This is a genomic window from Rhizobium sp. KNZ2-6A (genome assembly GCF_056755475.1).
Genome location: NZ_JBNDIC010000003.1, coordinates 74,846 through 95,096 on the forward strand (window position 1 = coordinate 74,846; position 20,251 = coordinate 95,096).

General features: G+C 58.8%; 21 protein-coding genes. 12 read left to right on the forward strand and 9 right to left on the reverse strand.

Going from position 1 to position 20,251, the window contains the following annotated elements; translation table 11 throughout:
* Positions 1–9 precede the first annotated feature (9 nt).
* The 3 genes from ACPYOP_RS03105 to ACPYOP_RS03115 all read left to right on the forward strand — a co-directional run bounded on the left by ACPYOP_RS03105 (position 10) and on the right by ACPYOP_RS03115 (position 3,278).
* Positions 10–792 carry a helix-turn-helix transcriptional regulator gene (locus tag ACPYOP_RS03105; RefSeq protein ID WP_481408927.1) on the forward strand — a complete coding sequence of 261 codons (783 nt, stop codon included), beginning with the start codon at positions 10–12 and terminating at the stop codon, positions 790–792.
* A 54-nt stretch (positions 793–846) separates the two neighbouring features.
* Positions 847–1,761, forward strand: a complete 915-nt coding sequence (locus ACPYOP_RS03110; RefSeq protein WP_481408928.1) for a proline iminopeptidase-family hydrolase — start codon at positions 847–849, stop codon at positions 1,759–1,761.
* A 353-nt stretch (positions 1,762–2,114) separates the two neighbouring features.
* The gene (locus tag ACPYOP_RS03115) at positions 2,115–3,278 is read left to right on the forward strand and encodes an aminotransferase (protein WP_481408929.1); all 1,164 of its coding nucleotides are present in this window, start codon (positions 2,115–2,117) and stop codon (positions 3,276–3,278) included.
* A 7-nt stretch (positions 3,279–3,285) separates the two neighbouring features.
* Here ACPYOP_RS03115 and ACPYOP_RS03120 read toward each other — a convergent pair whose 3' ends face one another.
* The 4 genes from ACPYOP_RS03120 to hutC form a co-directional block, all read right to left on the reverse strand.
* On the reverse strand, positions 3,286–3,810 hold the full coding sequence (locus ACPYOP_RS03120) for a flavin reductase family protein (protein WP_481408930.1): 525 nt from the start codon (positions 3,808–3,810) through the stop codon (positions 3,286–3,288).
* Positions 3,811–3,826: 16 nt separating this feature from the next.
* Positions 3,827–5,179 carry an LLM class flavin-dependent oxidoreductase gene (locus tag ACPYOP_RS03125; RefSeq protein ID WP_481408931.1) on the reverse strand — a complete coding sequence of 451 codons (1,353 nt, stop codon included), beginning with the start codon at positions 5,177–5,179 and terminating at the stop codon, positions 3,827–3,829.
* Positions 5,180–5,283: 104 nt separating this feature from the next.
* Positions 5,284–6,225 carry a LysR family transcriptional regulator gene (locus tag ACPYOP_RS03130; protein WP_481408932.1) on the reverse strand — a complete coding sequence of 314 codons (942 nt, stop codon included), beginning with the start codon at positions 6,223–6,225 and terminating at the stop codon, positions 5,284–5,286.
* Entirely contained in the window at positions 6,222–6,965 is a 744-nt protein-coding gene (gene hutC, locus ACPYOP_RS03135) for a histidine utilization repressor (protein WP_481409086.1), read from the reverse strand. The genes ACPYOP_RS03130 and hutC overlap by 4 nt, the downstream gene beginning before the upstream one ends.
* Before the next feature lie 229 nt (positions 6,966–7,194).
* On the opposite strand from hutC, the gene ACPYOP_RS03140 reads away from it, so the two are divergent.
* The 4 genes from ACPYOP_RS03140 to ACPYOP_RS03155 all read left to right on the forward strand — a co-directional run bounded on the left by ACPYOP_RS03140 (position 7,195) and on the right by ACPYOP_RS03155 (position 10,215).
* Positions 7,195–8,022, forward strand: coding sequence for a transporter substrate-binding domain-containing protein (locus ACPYOP_RS03140; RefSeq protein ID WP_481408933.1), 828 nt, complete (start codon positions 7,195–7,197; stop codon positions 8,020–8,022).
* A 98-nt stretch (positions 8,023–8,120) separates the two neighbouring features.
* Complete coding sequence (locus ACPYOP_RS03145; RefSeq protein ID WP_481408934.1) at positions 8,121–8,762, forward strand: amino acid ABC transporter permease; 642 nt, start codon at positions 8,121–8,123, stop codon at positions 8,760–8,762.
* On the forward strand, positions 8,759–9,427 hold the full coding sequence (locus ACPYOP_RS03150; RefSeq protein WP_481408935.1) for an amino acid ABC transporter permease: 669 nt from the start codon (positions 8,759–8,761) through the stop codon (positions 9,425–9,427). Before ACPYOP_RS03145 ends, ACPYOP_RS03150 begins: the two co-directional genes overlap by 4 nt.
* Positions 9,424–10,215 carry an amino acid ABC transporter ATP-binding protein gene (locus ACPYOP_RS03155; protein WP_481408936.1) on the forward strand — a complete coding sequence of 264 codons (792 nt, stop codon included), beginning with the start codon at positions 9,424–9,426 and terminating at the stop codon, positions 10,213–10,215. Before ACPYOP_RS03150 ends, ACPYOP_RS03155 begins: the two co-directional genes overlap by 4 nt.
* A 282-nt stretch (positions 10,216–10,497) precedes the next feature.
* Here ACPYOP_RS03155 and ACPYOP_RS03160 read toward each other — a convergent pair whose 3' ends face one another.
* Positions 10,498–10,881, reverse strand: coding sequence for a type II toxin-antitoxin system VapC family toxin (locus ACPYOP_RS03160; protein WP_481408937.1), 384 nt, complete (start codon positions 10,879–10,881; stop codon positions 10,498–10,500).
* Entirely contained in the window at positions 10,878–11,078 is a 201-nt protein-coding gene (locus ACPYOP_RS03165) for a type II toxin-antitoxin system VapB family antitoxin (protein ID WP_481408938.1), read from the reverse strand. The genes ACPYOP_RS03160 and ACPYOP_RS03165 overlap by 4 nt, the downstream gene beginning before the upstream one ends.
* Before the next feature lie 444 nt (positions 11,079–11,522).
* Between ACPYOP_RS03165 and ACPYOP_RS03170 the strand changes: the two genes are divergently transcribed.
* A complete protein-coding gene (locus ACPYOP_RS03170) occupies positions 11,523–13,862 on the forward strand; it encodes a methyl-accepting chemotaxis protein (protein WP_481408939.1) in 2,340 nt (779 codons plus the stop codon).
* A gap of 227 nt (positions 13,863–14,089) precedes the next feature.
* Here the strand turns inward: ACPYOP_RS03170 and ACPYOP_RS03175 are convergent, their stop codons facing one another.
* Positions 14,090–14,488 (reverse strand): DUF1236 domain-containing protein, encoded by a 399-nt coding sequence (locus ACPYOP_RS03175; RefSeq protein ID WP_481408940.1) that lies wholly within the window; start codon positions 14,486–14,488, stop codon positions 14,090–14,092.
* 664 nt (positions 14,489–15,152) lie between these two features.
* Between ACPYOP_RS03175 and ACPYOP_RS03180 the strand changes: the two genes are divergently transcribed.
* The 4 genes from ACPYOP_RS03180 to ACPYOP_RS03195 all read left to right on the forward strand — a co-directional run bounded on the left by ACPYOP_RS03180 (position 15,153) and on the right by ACPYOP_RS03195 (position 18,833).
* Positions 15,153–16,637: a lipopolysaccharide biosynthesis protein gene (locus tag ACPYOP_RS03180; RefSeq protein ID WP_481408941.1), complete on the forward strand. Its 1,485-nt coding sequence runs from the start codon at positions 15,153–15,155 to the stop codon at positions 16,635–16,637.
* Positions 16,638–16,692: 55 nt separating this feature from the next.
* Entirely contained in the window at positions 16,693–17,703 is a 1,011-nt protein-coding gene (locus tag ACPYOP_RS03185; protein ID WP_481408942.1) for a polysaccharide pyruvyl transferase family protein, read from the forward strand.
* 186 nt (positions 17,704–17,889) lie between these two features.
* Positions 17,890–18,192 carry an alkylphosphonate utilization protein gene (locus ACPYOP_RS03190; RefSeq protein WP_481408943.1) on the forward strand — a complete coding sequence of 101 codons (303 nt, stop codon included), beginning with the start codon at positions 17,890–17,892 and terminating at the stop codon, positions 18,190–18,192.
* Positions 18,193–18,476: 284 nt separating this feature from the next.
* Entirely contained in the window at positions 18,477–18,833 is a 357-nt protein-coding gene (locus ACPYOP_RS03195; RefSeq protein ID WP_481408944.1) for an avidin/streptavidin family protein, read from the forward strand.
* 89 nt (positions 18,834–18,922) lie between these two features.
* Here the strand turns inward: ACPYOP_RS03195 and ACPYOP_RS03200 are convergent, their stop codons facing one another.
* Together ACPYOP_RS03200 and ACPYOP_RS03205 are read right to left on the reverse strand one after the other, a co-directional pair.
* Positions 18,923–19,357, reverse strand: coding sequence for a DUF4168 domain-containing protein (locus ACPYOP_RS03200; RefSeq protein WP_481409087.1), 435 nt, complete (start codon positions 19,355–19,357; stop codon positions 18,923–18,925).
* Between the two features lie 234 nt (positions 19,358–19,591).
* Positions 19,592–20,014, reverse strand: coding sequence for a DUF982 domain-containing protein (locus ACPYOP_RS03205; RefSeq protein WP_481408945.1), 423 nt, complete (start codon positions 20,012–20,014; stop codon positions 19,592–19,594).
* Positions 20,015–20,251 lie beyond the last annotated feature (237 nt).

The window sequence follows — 20,251 nt, forward strand, 5'->3', positions numbered from 1 at the left end:
AACCGCGCCATGCTCGACCAAATCGGAACCATCAGACGTCAGTTCACGGCGCATCAGACATTGGACGGCCGCATCGACCATGTCTTCGAGGCCATGAAGGCAATCGGCTTCGAGGCGTTGATCTACGATTTTACGCCGGTGCCCTACGATCTCGACGGCAAGATCATGATCCCGTCGCTCCTGAAGCTGCGAAATATCTCGGACGATATGCACGAATACTGGTTCGATCGCGGCTATTTCCGCATCGATCCCGTGCAGCAGGTCGCCCTGCGCACCTCGGCGCCTTTCTTCTGGAATTACGATTCCAACGCCGATACGCTGATCAAGCGCTTCATGAGCGAGGATACTGCTCCCGTCGCTCGCTATCTCAGTGAGCGCGACATGTCGACAGGTGTTACCGTACCGGTGCACATGCCTCGCGGCGATTACGCCACCGTCACCGGCATCCGGTTCGGCAGCAACAAGGAATTCGAGCGTGATGCCCTGCGCTACATCGCCGACTTCAATCTGCTCGCCCATGTCTTCCACGAGGCAGCCTATTCGCTCTTCGATGCCGGAGCACTCAGCGTCGGCAAGATCCGGCTGACGGAGCGGGAGAGGGAATGCCTGCGCTACTCCGCCGAAGGCTATTCCGCCAAGGAGATTTCACGCATCATCGATCGCTCCGTGCCGACGGTCGTCATGCATCTTAACGCCGCGGCAAAGAAGCTCGGTGCCAAGAACCGCACGCAGGCCGTCGTCCGCGCCACGCATTATCGCCTGTTGGACGAGCGGCTATCCTATAACTTGTGATAGCTGCCGCCTTCGCGTGGGTCGCGTTATGGTCTTGTCCGTCAAAGCCTAGAGATGGAGAAGCCCGTGGCTGCAGCCCCGACACAGGAAGCCTTTCTGCCCTTTCGCGAGTACCGGACATGGTATCGCATCACCGGCTCGCTCGATTCCGGCAAGCTGCCGCTCGTCGTCGCCCATGGCGGCCCGGGCTGCACCCATGATTATGTCGACAGCTTCAAAGGTATTACCGAGATCGATGGCCGCCCTGTGATCCACTACGATCAACTCGGCAACGGCAATTCCACGCGCCTGCCTGAAAAGGGTCCCGACTTCTGGGCGCCGGTACTCTTCCTCGAAGAACTCGATGCGCTCCTGAAGCATCTCGGCATTGAGGATCGTTACGCCTTTCTCGGCCAGTCCTGGGGCGGCATGCTGGGTGCCGAACATGCCGTGCGCCAGCCAAAAGGTCTGAAGGCGCTCGTCATCGCCAATTCGCCGGCCAACATGCATACCTGGGTCGCGGAGGCGAACCGCCTTCGCGAGGAACTGCAGCAGGATGTGCAGGACAGGCTGCTGAAACACGAGCAAGCCGGCACGATCACCGATCCCGAATACATTGCCGCTTCCCGCGTCTTCTACGACCGCCATGTCTGTCGTGTTGTGCCTTGGCCGCCGGAAGTCGCCCGTACCTTCGCTATCATGGACGAGGATAATACCGTCTACCGCAACATGAACGGCCCGACCGAATTTCATGTCATCGGCACGATGAAGGACTGGACGATCGAAGACCGGCTTCCCCTCATCGAAGCGCCGACCCTACTGATCTCGGGCAAATATGACGAGGCAACGCCGCTGGTGGTCAGACCTTACGTTGACCGCGTCAAGGGCTGCGAATGGGTGCTCTTTGAGAATTCAAGCCACATGCCGCATGTCGAGGAGAGGGACCTCTGCTTGAAAACCGTCTCGGAATTCTTGAATAGGCATGATTGATCGGGTCGACCTGTCGACGTCGATCGGACTATATCCGCCAAACTGGTGCTTCCCGCGCGCCTCGGTTGGTCCGGACTTGAAGCGTCCACCCCAGGGCTGCGTGGGCGAGAGACAGGGCGCCTGATAATGCGCCTGCAATTTCTTTCATGAGGGCCGCAAGTGCCGGCAGCGCTGGATCGTTTGTCAGCAGACGGCGGATTTGGGTGGCCACAATTCGCTCCAAGCTGGATTTCGGCCGCCGGACAGACCGCACGAGCGGACGGCACGCTGGGAGGAGCAATACGATCTGACAAAAGCAGTTGAGATTGCTCTCGATATCGGTGTAGCAATCGGTCTCCAAGGAACCCATCGTCATGCCATCCGCAATTCCCAATCCTTTCGTAACGCGGCTTTCGCCGCCGCCTATTCCCTCGGTCTTTGCGTGGGCGCGCGACTATGCCGGTGCTTGCGGGCCATTGATCGACCTGTCACAGGCCGTTCCCGGCTATCCTGCCCATCCCGAGATGCTGCGCCTCCTTGGCGAAGCGGCGGCATCGCAGGCCATGACGGGCTATGGGCCGATCGAGGGAGAAATGGTGCTGCGCGAAGCCTATGCGCGGCACGTGAGCGGCATGTACGGCGCGCCGATCCAGGCCGGCAATATCCATATCACTTCCGGCTGCAATCAGGCCTTCATGTGTGCCGCCATCGCCCTTGCCGGTGCCGGCGACACGATCGCACTCACAAATCCCTTCTATTTCAATCATGAGACGACCTTGTCCATGCTTGGCATCAAGCGCATGCTTGTCGAGTGTGATGCGGCCAGCGGCTTCCTGCCGGATATCGCGTCGGCCGAGCAGGCGCTTGCAGCCGGAGCGCGGGCGCTTGCTGTCGTCACGCCGAACAACCCGACCGGGGCCGTCTATCCGCCGTCATTGCTGCATGATCTTTTTGCGCTGTGCCGGAGATATGGCGCTTGGCTTGTGTTGGACGAGACCTATCGTGACTTTCTTCCGGGTGATTACGGCCGGCCGCATGCGCTTCTGTCCGAGCCCGGCTGGGAGGAGACGCTCGTTCTGCTTTACAGCTTCTCGAAATCGTTCTGTATCCCCGGTCACAGGCTGGGGGCGGTGACGGCGGGGCCTAAGCTTTTGGGCGAGATCGCCAAGATCATGGACAATATGCAGATTTGCGCCCCGCGCTCCGCCCAAGTGGCGGTAGCTGCCGCCTTGCCGGTGCTTGCAGATTGGCGGGCAGGCAATCGGCTCGAGATCGCCCGCCGAGCGGAGGCGCTGAAGGCCGTTCTGTCTGATCTGCCTGGTTGGGACATCGCCGCGATCGGTGCCTATTTCGCGTTCGTGCGCCACCCCTTCGCCGACCAATCTTCTGCCGAGGTGGCCGAGAGGCTGGCAAAGCAGGCGGGTATCGTCAGTATCCCCGGAAGCTATTTCGGTGTGGGACAGGAACGCTATCTGCGGCTTGCCTTTGCCAATGCCGACGCGGCGTCCATTGGGCTCCTGTCCGATCGCCTTCGTTGAAACAATGCTAGTTGGTATGAGCGAGATCAGCCGCGGCGCCGAGCTTACGATAGCCACCGTCCCAGTATAAGAGCGGGCTGGTATGGCGTCGGACGTCGATGGCGCAGACCCGGCCGATCAAGATCACATGGGAGTGATGGTGTATCGCTTTCTCCAGCTCGCAATCCAACACTGTCAAAGCATTTTCCAGCGCGGCCGCCCCGGTTTTCAGGTGATACCAACCGGCATCGCGGTAGCGCTCGGCGCCGCGGCGCCCACCAAGGCCGGCAAAGGACCGTGCGATATGCTGCTGGTCGTCGGCCAGTACATTGACGCAAAAGCAACGATGGCGTTCGAGAATCGACCATGAGGAGGATGCTCGGTTCAGGCTGACGATAACCGAGGGAGCGTCTGCCGAGAGCGACGAGACGGAGGTCGCGGTGAAACCGGTACGCTCCTCGCCTTCGCCAACGGTGATGACGCTGACCGCGCCCGCAAGGTGACGCATGGAAAGCTTGAAACTCTCCTGATCGATCGAGGATCCGTTTGTCATCGGAGCAACTCCTTCTTCATGCGGTAACGGGACCTTTCGCAAAGCGATTTATGGGCCTGGAAAGGCCGAGGTTCTCGCGGAGTGTCCGTCCTTCGTATTCCTCGCGGAAGAGACCGCGGCGCCGCAATTCCGGCAGGACAAGCTTGACAAAGTCGTCAAGGCTGGAGGGCAGGGTCGGGAACATCAGGATGAAGCCGTCGGCGGCGCGCGTCTCGAACCATTCCTCCATGAAGTCGGCAATTTGCGTCGGTGTGCCGGTAATGCCGTTGCCGGTATGCTTTTCCGCATAATGGCGGACAAGCTCACCGACCGTGCGTCCGCTTTTGACGAAATCGACGAGCTCGTCGAATAAAGCGCGCGAGCCCTTGGGTGCAGAGGGAAGCCTGTCCATGGGGAAGGGCTGATCCAGCGGTACGCCGCGCAGATCGGCCTCGAGAAATTCCGACAGCATCAGCCGGCCGACATCCGGATGCATCCGGTCGATGAGATAGTTGACCTTGGCTTCCGCTTCGGCCTGGGTCTCCCCGACATTGATGACCACGCCGGGCATGATTTTCAGATCTTGCGGGTCGCGCCCGTAGGCAGGCATGCGGCCTTTGACATTGGCATAGAAGTCGCGGTTGCGGTCGATGTTGGAGGCGAGGCTGAAGACGATCTCGGCGGTGCGCGCCGCCATATCCATGCCGGGTTCCGATCCGCCGGCTTGCGCGATCACCGGACGGCCCTGCGGCGAGCGGGCGATGTTAAGCGGCCCGCGCACCTGGAAGTGCTTGCCCTTGTGGTTCAACGTGTGATGCTTCGTCTTGTCGTAATAGACGCCACTCTCCCGGTCGAGAAGCAGGGCATCTTCCTCGAAACTGTCCCACAGGCCGAACACGACATCGACGAATTCATTGCCGCGCTCATAGCGCAGCGCATGTGGATCCAGCCCTTCGCGGTTGAAGTTGTAGCCGGTCTCGTCGTGATCGGAGGTCACGACGTTCCAGCAGGCGCGGCCGCCGCTCAAGTGGTCGATCGATGCGAAGAGGCGAGCAACGTTGTAGGGCTCGTAGTAGCTCGTCGAGACGGTGGCGACGAGGCCGAGATTGCTGGTGGTAACGGACAGCGCCGCCAGCAGCGACAACGGCTCGAAGCGATTCATCTTGGTCGGAATGCGGGCAAGCGCATCGGGATCACCGACGGCTGCGGCGGGCGAATCCGCCATGAACATGAAATCGAATTTGGCTTCTTCGGATCGCTTGGCGACGCCGAGAAGATGACTGAAATCATTGGCGCCGTTGACGTCGCTGGCCGGATGAAGCCAGGAGGCTGGATGAAAACCGAAGGTGTAGACAAAAGTGCCCAGCTTCATCTTGTCGGTGCGCGCCATACCGTTCTCCTGCTCGCCAAGCCCAAAGTCTGTGCAGATTATCGTCCTGCGATTTTCTTCATCAATATCGCAGCACTGTCTTTCGTTTTAGTTTTTCTAAAAGTCTATGCCGAGGTCGACGGTGCGGATATGCGCGCCTGTTGACGGGAGATCGAAACAAGCCACTCGCGAAATGCGGGACCGAAGGGCTTTTGCAATGCTGCCCTATCCCAAGCGAGGAAATAGCTCTCTTGCAACGGAATGCGGATATCGATGGGGATGACGAGCGTCTGTGCTTCCAGTTCATCCGCGATCATCGACATCTGCGCGAGAACGATGCCGCGCTTGTTGACGGCCGCATCGATGGCACTGCTCGACAGGGTGAAGGACAGACCGGCGCTGCTCTCTTCGAGTGCTGCGCCCGTCTTGGCGGCGAATTCGCGCCAGCTCGGATAGGGCGTGAAATGCCGCTCCCATTCGACATGCAGGAGTGGATATTCGAGAAGCCGCGCGGCGGAGGGAGCCTTGCCTTTGATCAGTGCCGGCGAGCAGGCCGGGACGACCCAGTCGCGGAACAGCTCCGTATAGTGATCATGCTGCAGCACATCCGATCCATAGCTGATGCGGAAATCGATGTCGTCGAAGCCCATGCGCGGTTCCTTGTCGCGGCCGACGATCCTGACATGGGCGCTCGGATGTAGGGCCTGCCAGTCGAAGATCCGGCGTCCTATCCATTTGTTGACGACGGAAGACAGGGCACTGAGAACCAGGGCATTCTCGTTGCGCGCCCGCTCCAAAATCTGTTCCGCAAGCACGAATTGCTCGAAGCCCTTCGATATTTCCTGATGATAGAGCCGCCCCCACTGGGTGAGTTCCACGGTGCGGCCGTTGCGCTCCAGCAAGGTGACGCCGAGAAAGCTCTCGATCTTGCGGATCTGCTGACTGATCGCGCCGGGGGAAACCTTCAGCTCCAGGGCAGCGGCGCTTACGCTGCCACAACGGCCCACAGCCTCGAAGACCTGCAGGCCTTTGAGCGGAACTGTCCTGATAGCCTGTTTCTCGATCAAGAGGCGCTCCTCCGCGACAGTTGATCCATGACGCCTCTCTCACTCGGATGAAAGTCGCCGGCGAACTGGAAACGGTCGCCGGGATGGATGATCTCGACATAGGTGACCGTGCGGCTCGTCTGCCATGTCTGGCGGATGAGTGTCAGGCAGGCCTCGCCGCGCTCGGTCTCAAGCAGGCGTGCCGTGGCGGCATCGGCCGAAACGGCGCGAATGACGTGTCTTGCCTTCGACCAGGGCACCATGTCCAGCAGCCATTTGCCGGGCGGAACCGAAGCAAAGCTCTCGGTTCTGGCAGACGGCACCATGGCGAGCATGATGATGCGCCGTTCCAGCGCATTCGGCTTGCCGTCCACCGCATGCAGGCAGTGAAGCCGCAGGATCTCCGCCCCCATTGGTTCGCCGAGCTGTGCCGCGGTCGCGGCATCCAGCGTCTCGATCTTTCGCATCAGCATCCTGTAGCTGTGGTCATGCCCCGCCAGCTCGGCCTCCGTGGAAATGTCCTGAATATCCATCACCGTGCGGTCGATCTGTCGCGAGGCGACGAAGGAACCAACCTTCCGGCGGCGTATGATCATGCCGCGTCCCGCCAAGGCCGAAAGCGCCTTGTTCACGGTCATCCGGGAACATTGATACTCTTGTACGAGCTCGTGTTCGAAGGGGATGCGATAACCGGGCGGCCAAGCACCGCTCACGATCCTGGCTTCGAGGTCTTCGAAAATTCTCCGATGAATTGAGACCAACACTCACCTCGATCCAATGATGACATTCAGTTTCCGCGAAAGCCGCTTTTACTGGGTCCACTGCCGCTATGCGGCACAAATCTTGCGTTCATCGAGTTTAATGTTTGACAGTGTAGGCCAGCCTGTATCTATTTGTATAGACAAAAGCGGGTCAGAGAAATCCGTTCGGCGGGACAATGCTTGGGGAATCTGGACCTTCCATCGGAAGGACAAAAAACTGGAGAGAAATATGAAAAAGAATTCGCTTCTGAAAGGGCTGGTCGGCGCCGTATTTTTGTTTGGCGCGACGATTTCTGCCCATGCGGCCGATACGCTTGCCGCCGTGAAGGCCGCCGGCACTCTGAAGGTCGGCACCGAGACGGCTTTCGCGCCGTTCGATTTTATCGATGCTGGGGAGCATGTCGGCTTGAACGTCGATCTTTTCAACGAGATCGGCAAGGAACTCGGCGTGAAGATCGAATGGGTCACGCTGCCCTGGGATGGTGTCTTCCCGGCGCTCGAAGCCGGCAAGTTCGACGTCGTCGCAGGTCCGGCGACGATCACCAAGAAGCGCATGGAGCGCTATCGCTTCACACCGCCGCTTGCCGAGGCGACCATCGCCATCCTGAAAAAAACCGGCGACAAGACGATCAACAAGCCTGGGGATATCGCCGGCAAGAAGATCGGCGTCGGCAAGGCGACCGCGCAGCTCGATCAGCTCAAGGAGTTTTCCGAAACCCTGCCGACCAAGGTCGACATCCGCGAATATCCGGCCTTTACGGAGTCCTATGCGGACCTGGCGGCCGGCCGCATCGCCGGCGTTGCCAACTCGCTGCCGAATATTGCTTTCGTCGCCAAGCAGCGCGAAGGCACGTTCGAAGTCGTTCTTCCGCCTTTTGGCAAGAAATCCTATTTCGGCTTTATCGGCCTGAAGGATGCCGATCATGCGCCGCTGATGGACGCGATCGATGCCGCCATGCTGAAAATCAAGGCTGATGGCCGTATGGCGACGCTGCAGAAGAAGTGGTTCGGCGCGAGCTTCGATACGCCGGATTCCGTCAAGGACCCGGCATTCTGATTGGTGACCGGAAATCGGCCGTGCCTGCGGCAGCGCCGAGGCATGGCCGAGCAATGCGAGCGGAACCCTCCTGACCGCCAATCGGGCGAAATCTGAACATGTCCTTCAAACTCTTCGAGTTGCTTCTGCAGGCGTCGATCTACACGGTGACGATCAGTGTCGTGTCGATCCTTATCGGCTTTGCGATTGCGATCCTTCTTTCTGGAATGCTGCTATCGGGGCGTAGCCTTTTCGTGCGACCTGCTCAGATTTTCATCAGCTTCTTCCGCGGCGTGCCGCTGCTGGTGCAATTGCTGCTGATCTACAATCTGCTTCCGGTCATCGGGCTCAATGTGCCGAGCGTCGTGGCCGCGATCATCGGCCTGTCGCTCTGCACGGCAGCCTACCAGGCCGAGAATCTGCGCGGCGGCTTTGCCAGCGTGCCTCTAGGCTTGGTGGAGTCGGCTGAAATGGTCGGTCTGACGCCGCGCCAGACCTTCCGCCGCATCAAGGTTCCGATTGCCCTGCGCCTCACGTTTCCAGCTCTCGTCAACGAGGCGATCCTGATCCTCAAGGCGTCATCACTGGTCTCGGTCGTCGGCATCGTCGAATTGACACGCATGGCACAGGACCTGGCCGGCAGCACCTTCCTGCCGCTGCAGATTTTCGCGTCCGCTGGTCTCATCTATCTGATGATCAACTGGCTGGTGGCGCTTGCCGGTGGCGTGATCGAAAACAGATTGCCCGGGGTGCCGCGATGACCTTCGACATCAATGTCATCATCGGGCAGTGGCCAGCCATCGTCAGCGGTGCGGGCGTGACGATCATGATCTGGATCCTGGGCACTATCGCCGCAGCCATCATTGGTTTCCTGATGGCGGTCGCCAGGCAATATGGCGGCGTCATTGTCGATAAGGCGCTGGGCGCCATTGTCGCCGTTCTACGCGGCACGCCGTTTCTCATCCAGATCTTCCTAGTCTATTACGGCGGTCCCTTCGTCGGCCTTGATTTCGATCCATTGCCAGCCGGGTTGATCGGTATTTCGATCTACGGCGCGGCCTATTTCAGCGAAATCTTCCGTTCGGGCTTTCAGGCCGTGCCGAAGGGCCATATCGAGGCCGGCGAATGCGTTGGCTTGACGCGGAGGCAGATCGTCTGGCGCATTCTGTTGCCGGAAATGACGATGCTGGTGCTGCCGCCATCCGTGAATATGGTAGTCATCCTGATGAAGGAGACGGCGGTCTTGTCCATCATCACCGTGCCAGAGCTGACGGCAACGCTGAGCGCTATCGGATCGCAGCAATATGCCTTCGTCGAAGCATTGTCCGTGCTGGCGCTCTTCTATTGGGTGCTCGTCGAACTCACCGGCTGGCTTGGCAATCTTGCCGAAACGAAACTTTCCAGATTCAGGTTTTTCAACGCATGAGCGTCCCCGCGATCGCAGTCAAAAATCTCATCAAGACCTTCGGGGAGACCACGGTCCTTCATGGCATCGATCTTGCCATCGAGCCCGGGCAGGTTTCCTGCCTCATCGGCCCATCGGGCTCCGGCAAGAGCACGCTTTTGCGCTGCATGGCTTTTCTCGAGGAGGCAACGCGCGGGACGATCTCCATCAACGGTGAAGTGCTTGGCTTCACCGAGGATTCTCAAGGACGGCGAGAGCGCATTTCAGCCGCCGCCAACCGTGCGATCCGCGCCCAGATCGGCATGGTATTCCAGCAGTTCAATCTCTGGCCGCACATGACGGCGCTCGGCAATGTCAGCGAGGCGCTGAAGATGGTTCACAAGATGAGCCGGAAGGAAGCCGATGATGCTGCGATGGCGCAACTCGTGAAGGTCGGGCTGGAAGCCCGAGCAGGGCACTATCCCTCGCAGCTGTCAGGCGGACAACAGCAGCGCGTGGCGATCGCCCGCGCTCTAGCGCTCAGGCCGAAGATCATGCTGTTCGATGAGCCGACCTCATCGCTCGATCCGGAGCTGACGGGCGAAGTCCTGAACGTCATGCGCGATCTGGCCGCCGAGGGCATGACCATGGTTGTTGTCTCACATGAGATAGGTTTTGCCGCCACCGTCGGCCAGCAGATCATCTTCCTCGACCACGGCAAGGTGCAGTTCACCGGGCCGCCGCAGGAGGTCTTCAAGAAGCCGAGGAACCCGCGTCTTGAGCAATTCCTCGATACCTATCTCGACCGTGGTGCCTCGATGCTGCTTTAACTTATCGGGGATCCCCGTGGGCATCAGCCCAGCTCGCCAATTCATCGTCGTGAATTTCATCTTGTCGATGCGATGGCAACGAATTGCTCCAATGCTTATCCGGCATACTGAATTGTGTTCCGGCGTGCAAATTTTGGACGCCGATCGACGGTTACGACGACCAGCGCAGCGCCGCCGTCGTGTGAAGAAGCCAAATAATTTACAGGTCGGTGGTTCGATACCCTTCAAGAGCAAGAAAGGGATGGGAAAAAGTCCGAAACCTTAGCAGAATTATTTGAGAGTTTAGTTGCGCGCATTGAGCGGAACATGCAGTGAAGCGCCTGATTTTTCGGCCGCTGCCTGCAGGCGCTTGTCTCTCGTCCACAAGGCCGCTCGTTGATCGAGCAGGACCGAGGCTAGCAAGTGGGCATCTGTGTAGCCGATGCCCATACTGAAAATGCCGTGGCGATCAATCATCATCATGACTTCGTCGTGTGTCGCAACGAAGGCTTCGCGTTGGGCCGCCAGCAAAGCTATCACGCTCCCGCGATCGCGAAGGCTGCCAAGCGCCAGCTCGCCAATTACAACCGGATGGCAGAGTAGACGATCATCCTCGATAATCGTGCGCAGCTCTGTATCGGCATGGCGGAAATGATCAATCCAGATCGAAGTGTCTGCTAGTATCACTTAGCCGCTGTGCTCCGGCGGCGTGGGGCTGCCTCTGCATCAGGCATGGTTCCTCCAAGCGCGATAAGGCGTTTTCCCGACTCCACTCGGACAAGTGTCTCCAACGCCTGGCGGACGAGGGCGGCTGTTTCTTTCGTGCCGGTTAAGGACTTAGCCCTTTCCATCAGAGTATCGTCGAGATTGATGGTGGATCGCATTATCTTGTTTCCTTGTTCTGGTGTTCTAAATAGCACCATTTGGTGATAAAAACCATGCCTGGTTTTGGCCCCGTCCGTCTGGGATGCTGATATAAAGCGTTCGTGTCGGCAATACCTTCGCTTCGTCCCTATAGACGTGATGATGTCGCCAATATTGCCGAGTTCATCAAAGGTGAAGGCAAGATCAGATCGAGGCGGTAAACAACGCTAACGGAGCTATCGAAATAGCCCCTGTGTTTTTAGGGGAAATCGTTAATTCTGTTTCAATAAAGCTGGGCTAACTTTTCTCGTGATTGGGCAGGGCATGATGCGCCTGTGGTCGGGCGGCGCCTCGACGGCTCACGGACTGCTTTTCTTTTAGAAATTTCACCACAAGAGCTCCAGAAATATGGGTTTCGGCGAAGCGGGCTAGCATCACGGCGCCCCGAACGTAGGTGAGCAATTATGTTTTTTTCTCTTCGCAATATACTTGTTGGAATTTTCCTTTTTCTCAGCATCGCCCTATGCGTGCTAACGGGATCTTCGACGCTTGATGCTTATCGCGATGCAGGCAAGTATGCCGACGTCTCGAAGTTCACCATGCTAGACCGCGCGCTCTTCCAAACACTTGCGAATTTTCGCAACGAGCGAGGTGACGGGTCGTCGCTCGCCAAACTTGAGCTTGGCGCGCAAGATGCAACGCTTACCTTGCTGAAAACGGACAGGGGGATCGTCGACAAATATATGGCTGATGCAAAATCGGTCTTTGCAAACATCGACGACGAGACGCTCAAAGCCCCGATTGCCGACGTTATGAACGCCTATGATCGGGTCGTCGCATTCCGCTCAAAGCTCGACAGCGAAATCGCCAAGAAGCTTGCTGATCGCGACCCGACACTGCAGGCCACGACGCTGGACATCGGTCAGCAGCTCTTAACGGCGTTGGAGACAGGCTCGACCGCCATTGAAAGCCGGATTCGCGCGAGCGATCCTTCAATGACGGCCCTCATTCAGATCCGTGCGCTGACATGGTACACGCGCGCAACTGCTGGTGCTGCAAACTTGTTGTACGTCAACACACTCGCCTCTGGAGAGGCGATGAAGCCTGAGGACGTCAGCAAGATCCAGCAATTCGATTACGCCGCGAACTTCACCTGGGGGCAGATCGGCACTCTGGTCAATCATCCGTCGACACCACAGGTCGTCAAAGACGCCTATAAAATCAGCAGCACGACCTTTTTCAGCGGTGACTTTGCAGCAAAACACAATGCATTGCTTGCGAAGTTCGCAGCCGGTGAGAAGAAAGCCATGTCTCTCGACGACTGGCGCCCGGTCGGCAATGCCGCCCTTCTGACGATCACGAACACCGCCGCGGCGGCAGCAGATGGCATGGTCGCCAATGCAGCCGTCAGCCAGAGTGATGCATTCGTCAGTTTCATCGCCTACGGGCTCACTTTCCTTGTTGCAGTCGCCCTGAGTATTACGGGCATCTGCGTCATCATCTATCGCGTCACCAAGCCCGTCGGGGTGCTAACTCATTCCATGACCGAACTCGCCCAAGGCAACCTCTCGGTCTCAATCGGTGGCGTCGAACGGCGCGATGAGATCGGCGCCATGGCCCGTTCCGTACAGATTTTCCAACAGGCAGCCTTGCGCAACAAGGCGCTGGAAGCCGAAGCTGCCGAGGCACGCATTACATCGGAGAATGAACGCGTCGAAGTCCAGCGCCGTGCCGAGGCAGAGGCAGAAGAGAGGCTGCTGCAGGCAACGGGTTCGCTTGCGACGGGACTTCGTCATTTGGCATCGGGCGACCTGCGCTGTGAGATCGAAACACCGCTGGCTGCGCAGTTCGAAGCTCTGCGCCACGACTTCAATTCATCGGTCAGCCAGCTGCGCGCCGCGATGTCTCAGGTCGGCCAGGCCGCGTCGCTGGTAAACAGCGGCAGTTACGAGATTTCGCAGGCTTCCGATAATCTTTCCAAGCGAACGGAGCAGCAGGCTGCCTCGCTGGAAGAGACCGCAGCAGCGCTCGAAGAGGTAACGGCCAATGTTCAGTCGACCTCCAAACGAGCTGGCGATGCACGTGACCTGGTGCGTGGTGCCCGATCGCGGGCAGAAAACTCCAGTCAGGTCGTCAGCAATGCCGTCAGCGCCATGGGAAGAATTGAGCATTCGTCCAAGCAGATCAGCCAGATCATCAGCGTGATCGACGAGATCGCCTTCCAGACCAACCTGCTTGCGCTTAACGCCGGCGTCGAGGCGGCGCGTGCGGGCGAAGCCGGCAAAGGCTTTGCCGTCGTCGCCCAGGAAGTGCGCGAGCTGGCGCAGCGTTCGGCTAATGCCGCCAAAGAGATCAAGGCCTTGATCGGCAATTCTGAAGTCGCCGTCGGCGAGGGCGTGAAGCTCGTCAACGACACCGGCGAGGGCCTTGCTGTCATCGCCGATCTGGTCCTGCAGATCAATCAGCACATGGATGCAATCGCCACTGCCGCTCAGGAACAGTCGATGGGTCTTTCGGAGATCAACAGCGCCGTCAATCACATGGACCAGGCGACGCAGCAAAATGCCGCGATGGTCGAAGAGATGAACGCGGCCGGCGCCGGTTTGGCCGAGGAGAGCAAGCGTCTTGGCGAACTCTTGAGCGCCTTCCGCACAGGCGAAGCCGAGCGCATGGAGCAACAGGCAAGGCCCGTGTCCCCGCCTGCTTCAGCCCCGGCAACGCGCCGGCTTGCTGCACGCGGGGCTCCCGTCGCGCAGGGCAATGCTGCGCTTAAACATCTCCAGCAGGGGTGGTCGGAGTTCTGATTAGTCTGATGTGAAGACAGGCGCCGCGGTTCAGCCCTGGCTACAAGTTCAACGCTCTCGTTGACCAGGATATTATCCTGCCTGGTGCATATCACAACTAGATGTGATCAGGGCTCGATCGTCTATAGCGCCGCTTAGTCTGTGTGTGCTTCTTTCGCGTCGGCGAGGTAACCGCCGAAGTCGATGCCGCGTCAAAAGGGCCTCCCGTGGGAGGCCCTTCGCCGGTATTATTCGAGAATCTTGACAACCTTGCGTGTCTTCGGCTGGACGATGACGCGTTCATGATTGACGACCGCATAGGCGTAAGCCGGATTTTCAGGAACCGGTGTCACGACAACGGTCTCTGGAAGCGGCTGACCTACGACAATTCGATCCTGGACGACGGCCTCGGAAGGAGGCATCGGCTGTTCCTGTACGTAGGTGATCACCTTCTGCGGCGGCGGATCGATTGCGGTACCGACTATGGCGCCCGCCACGCCGCCGACAGCGGCGCCCACGGGGCCGCCGACAACGGCACCGGTCACCGCGCCGCCCGCGGCACCAGTGACCGTTGAAGACTGCGCGAAGGCTGAGCCAGCGAGAAGACCAAAGGTGGCCGCCGCTGAAACGATAAGGTTCGTGTACATAGCATTCTCCTTTACTCATCGGCTCCGAAGAGCTGAAAGGGGAATAGGATTGGACACCGGAATGTTCCGCTTTCGGGGTCGGTTTCCGCCATCACAAGTTGGAACCACGTTGACAGAATTCGTGAATGGCGAGTGTGAGAAGCAGCCAAAATTGACTGATCGCAAGCGCGGTTCCCAGCGGTATCAAGCCAGGTTCCAAGCCTGGCGATGGGCAATCCGATGCCGAATGCTAAACGACCGCTTTTATTCCCCGCATGACATGATCGAAGGTCCCGACAGGCATCAAGCCTGACGGGCTGGTGTCGATCGGGCGACCGCTGCCACGGCGTGTCTCTGCGTTGCAGCCGACAGCGTGTTGCGCGTATTGCCGACGGGCACCGCGAGCGCGACAGGCGAACCTAATTTCCGATCGATCGAGCGTCACGGGCCGATGATCCGAAACTGATGCGAAAATGATCCAGAAATGATGCGAAAATGATCTGGGAGCGTTGACATACGGAATCTTCGAACTAGTTCCCGCTGAGATGCCCGGAGGCGTCTTTGCTTACAGCGACCATATGGCTCTTCCGAGCTGTTCCGACCCGCAAGGGTCGGTACGGCATGGTTTATTCGTGCGGATCGCACCTCCGGTCACCTAATTGCACTGTGGGAAGTTGGATATCGTATGAGCAGCATCACTGGACGCCTCGTCAAGGGAAGCATGTGGTTAAGTCTGTCCCGGACGATCGTGAACGGGCTTGCGACACTCAGCACTTTCGTCTTGGCACGCTATCTGGCGCCCGCGGATTTCGGTGTGGTTGCCTTGGGCATGACGATACTCATGATCGTCACGACCATTACCGAACTTTCCCTCTCCGAGGCGCTGATCCGGCATGCGGCGCCGGACGAATCCCATTTCAGCGCTGCCTGGACCCTCAACGCCGCGCGCGGACTGGCGATCTGCATCCTGTTTGCGATCTTTGCCTATCCGGCCGCCGCTTTGTTCAACGAGCCCAGATTGACGGGCGTCATGCTGGCGCTCGGCCTCAGCATGCTGATGGGCGGCCTTACGAATCCCCGTCGCATCATGCTCCAGCGCGATCTGATCTTCTGGCAGGAGTTCGTACTCGCCGTTTCGCAGAAATTTGCCGGCTTCGTCGCCTCCGTTGCGATAGCGGTGATCTATCAAAGCTATTGGGCGCTGATCGTCGGAACCCTCATAAGCCAGGCGACGAATGTCATCGTCTCCTATCTCGTGCTGCCGTTCCGGCCCAGGATCACGTTCAAGCATATGCGGGAGTTCTTTTCCTTCTCCGCCTGGCTCACCGCCGGGCAGATCGTCAGCACGCTCAACTGGCGCTTCGATTATCTGCTTGTTGGTAAGATGCTCGGCGGCATCCAGCTCGGCTATTATTCCGTGGGAAGCAACCTTGCCATGATGCCGACGCGGGAAGCGACCGCGCCCCTCACGCAAACGATCTATCCGGCTTTTGCCGGCATTCATAACGACCCCGGCAGGCTCGCCGCCGCTTATCAGCGCGTGCAGGCGCTGGTTGCCGCCGTTGCGCTTCCCGCCGGCATCGGGGTTGCGGTGACCGCCGATCCGCTGGTCAGGCTCGCGCTTGGCGACAAATGGGCGCCCGTGATCTTCATCATCCAGTCGCTTGCCTCTGTCTTTGCGCTGCAGACGCTCGGCTCGCTGGTGCAGCCGCTCGGCATGGCCAAGGGCGAGACGCGGGTGCTCTTCGTCCGCGATACCCAGATGTTCTGCCTGCGGGTGCCGATCATGATTGGCGGCCTGATGCTCTATGGCCTGCCTGGGGTCATTGCCGGCCGGGTATTCACCGGCCTCTTCAGCACCGCCGTCAACATGATGCTAGTGAGGCGCTTCACCGGCATCACTGTCGCGAAGCAATTGTCGGTGAACCTTCGGGCGCTCGCAAGTGTCGCCGTGATGGCGGCCGGCGTGTCGCTCGCATCGAGCCATTTGGCGCCGACGGACGATAAGCTCGTGCTCGTGGCGCATCTCGCAATGCTGATCACGCTTGGCGGCCTGCTCTACTGCGGTTCGACGTTCCTCCTCTGGAGGTTGATGAAGCGGCCGACCGGTCCCGAAACAGAGGTTCAAACCATACTCGGCAAAGTGCTGCCGAAACTGCGCCTCGCCTGAAGAACGTTCGGCCAGGCCGGCCGAACTGCCTTGTCATCTAAAGGGGAATGGGGAAATGACATTGCCATCAAATCGAGCCCTGATCGCGAAGTTGGACAACATGATCCACGATTGCCTGAAAGACTACGTCAGCCATGATGAGCCTTTGGCGATTCTCGACTTTCCCGACATCCGTAATTGCGGCGACTCCGCCATCTGGTTGGGCGAAATGGCCTATCTCAAGAGGAGATACGGCAAGCGGCCGACCTATGTCTCGCGGATCGATGATTTTTCGCCCGAGCAACTCGAGCGGACCATGCCGACCGGTCCGATCTTCATTCATGGCGGCGGCAATTTCGGCGATATATGGGACGCGCATCAGGATTTCCGCGAACGGGTCCTGGAGCGGTTTCCCGATCGTCAGGTGATCCAGTTCCCGCAGTCCATCCACTACAAATCCGAGGCTCGCCTCGCCGAAAGCGCCCGTGTCATCGGACGCCACAAGAACTTCGTATTGCTGGTGCGCGACGAGGAGTCGAAGGAATTTGCTCTCAAGCATTTCGATTGCGAGGTGCGCCTTTGCCCGGACATGGCCTTTTCCATCGGAACAATTCAGCCGGAGGAACCGCAATTTCCGGTCCTTGCCATGCTGAGATCCGATCTTGAAAAGGTCGGGGATGCGAACCTCTCCGCCTATCCCGATATTCCGAAGGAAGACTGGACGACTGAATCCGCCAGGCGCGTGCGCATCTCCAAGGCGCTCGGCGCGGCAACGGCCTTGCTGGCTCTCAAACCGGCGGAAGTGCGGTTGCGCAAGCTCGATGCGGCAGCCCATAATCGTTTCGGTCGCGGTATCCGCCAGATCTCCCGCGGTCGCGCGCTCGTTACCGACCGGCTTCATGTCCATATCTGCTCGATCCTGCTCGGGCGACCGCATGCGGTGCTGGACAACAGCTACGGCAAGATACGCCGTTTCATGGCCGCATTTTCCGGCGGCACCGATCTGGCGTACCGAGCAACCTCGCTTGAAGACGGGATCGCCTGGGCGCGCCACCAGGCCGATCAGACGCTCGTACCGGCAGCTTGAACGCGGCCATTGATCATGCTCGGCCTTGCCTCTCGATCGCGCGGCATCCTTGTCCCGGCGACGCCTGGTGCCCCCGATTTGATTTCGCGGCGTTTGCGGGATAAAGGGCTCAGCTGAGTTGGTCGTCCATGCTGAAAGCGTGGCGGCAACCGATACGGCTGAATAGAGCAACATGGCAGGGCAGACATGAGCGAGCAGAACGACGATTACATCTATGACGAGGCGAGCGGCGAATGGCGGCCGGCTTCGGAGATCGCCGCGGAGGCCGCAAAAGCTGCGGAGGTCCGCGATGCATCGGGCAATGTTCTGGCAGACGGAGACTCCGTTGTCCTGGTGAAGGATCTCAAGGTGAAGGGCGCCGGCCAGACGCTCAAACAAGGGACCGTCATCAGGTCGATCCGGCTCACCGACAATCCCGAGGAGATCGATTGCCGGCATGATACGATCAAGGGATTGGTGTTGCGCACCGAATTCGTCCGCAAGCGCTGAACGGCGAGATCAAGGTTTTCGCACTCGCCTCACGCGCGAATGCGACTTGATCTCCACCCTGGCCGATCCAAAGGCAGCCCATGCAGCCACGTAGTGCTTCGGCGTGGCTTCTGAAGCCCGTAGCTGCACATCTCTGATGTCATCGCGCAGCGTCGCTGCAAACGGCAACGATCGCTTTATGAAGATTATGCGAAAGATTTCCTCGGCTGCGAGCTTAGAGCGGAACACCCACGCGCGCGACTAGTTTCCTTATCTTACAATCTACAGGATGAGGAGATTTTCGAATGACCTGGACGGGCACCTGGCGCAATCAATACGGCTCTACGCTAACAATCATCGAGGATCGGGATGGGCTGATCAAAGGCACTTTCAAAACCGCTCTGCAGGATAGTGCTTTCTCTGGCCATGAACTGCCGGCAACCGGCGTTTGGTTCGATGATTGCATCAATTTTGCCTTTGGGATGGCGGGAGACGGTCCGACGTCAATCTGCTCATTCACGGGAATGTTGCGTGAGAATAAGCTCCAAACAGTCTGGCACGTCGTGACCAGCGCGAAAGTCGGAAATTCCGGCCAGCTTGAGAAGCTCGGCTGGGCTCATTCGGTGCAGACGAATGTCGATACATTCGAGCGATGCACCTGAGGGAGAGCCCCTGATCCACGCCGCGCCAAGATTGCTGTACTCGGCACGGTCGTGGTGGAGATCGTTTTGCCTGGCGATCGTGGCGTTACTTACTGCTGCGCGGGCTGCTGTTCAGGCGCCGATTTCTGAATCTTGTCCTGAACTCTCTTGACGAGCGCCGGATCCTTCTGCGCGGCCGTGAGAATTGCGTTGTACTCGTCTACCGACATGCCCGGAGAGGTCTGAACAGCCTGTACCATCTGTTTGCTTGCCTCGGTCTGCAGCTGTTGCTTCGCGGTTGCATCCGGCGTTGCTCCGATCTTGGCCGAATATTCCTGCCTGATCTTGTCCACCTGCAGATAGGCGACCGCAAAAGCCTCGATCTTTTGATCGCTGACGGCGGCACCCGTCCCATTGCTAGCCGGTTGTCCTTGGGTGGGTTGCTTTTCTTGCGTTGCCTGCTGCGCGGACGCAGGATTGCCGACAAACATCAGGCTCAAGACCGCTGCGGTCAACGATGTGGCGGAGATATAACGAGTGATCATCTTGATTCCTCTTCGATAGTGCGGGGGAACACCTCTTTGATGGCGTAGAGCGAACGGCGGCATATCGCATTGATTTGGCCGCCGGTTAGGGTTGAAGACCGATCCGGCGACAATGTGGCCGCCAAACGTTTTCTATGGGGCAATAGTACGGCGATCTGCTGACCGCGGAACGGCGGCTTTATGGCCGTCGCCGATCGGAGCGGCGTGAGCTTCGGGCCGGGATCGCCTACGATCTCAAAATGCCGGCTTCGGTGGTTCGATAGCGTCAGAATCCCGGTCGATATATCCGAGCTTCATGTAGATATGAGCTTCGTACGCCGCCACAATGAAGGCATCTCGCGCAAGCTCCGGATTGGAATTGCCCTCGATCGCGGCGCGACAGATTATCAACGCATCCTGATGAGCCTGGTCTTCCTCGACGGGCCAATCGACCAACAGACAGTCAAGTGCTTCCGAACTACTGTTAATCGCGCGCAACTCGCCGACGCGCTGCAGCAGAATACTTACGGGCCTCTGCCATGTTCCATACATCAACATAATCGACCTCTGATGCTGAAACGGAGATAATAACATCTTTGTTCCTGCCGAGGATGCATCCGGCTCAAGACTGTATAACTTTGCTAGCTGCGGCCGGCAAAGAGTAGTCAGATAGCACATGCACAAGCTTCTAAAGGCTGGCCGGAACTAACATCAGTTTTTAAATCTGAAAAATCTGGCAGATACCTGTAACCGGGCGGATCCGATGATAGACCAATTTAAAACCGCAGCCGTAGAAGGCGGAGCATCTGGCTGGCAAGGATGTCGAGATCTTCGATAGACATGGGGTTGGTTTGTTGGCCGCCGACGAACACCGAAAGGTTGAAGGGGAACTGGGCTGGCCATGAGGAGGTCTGT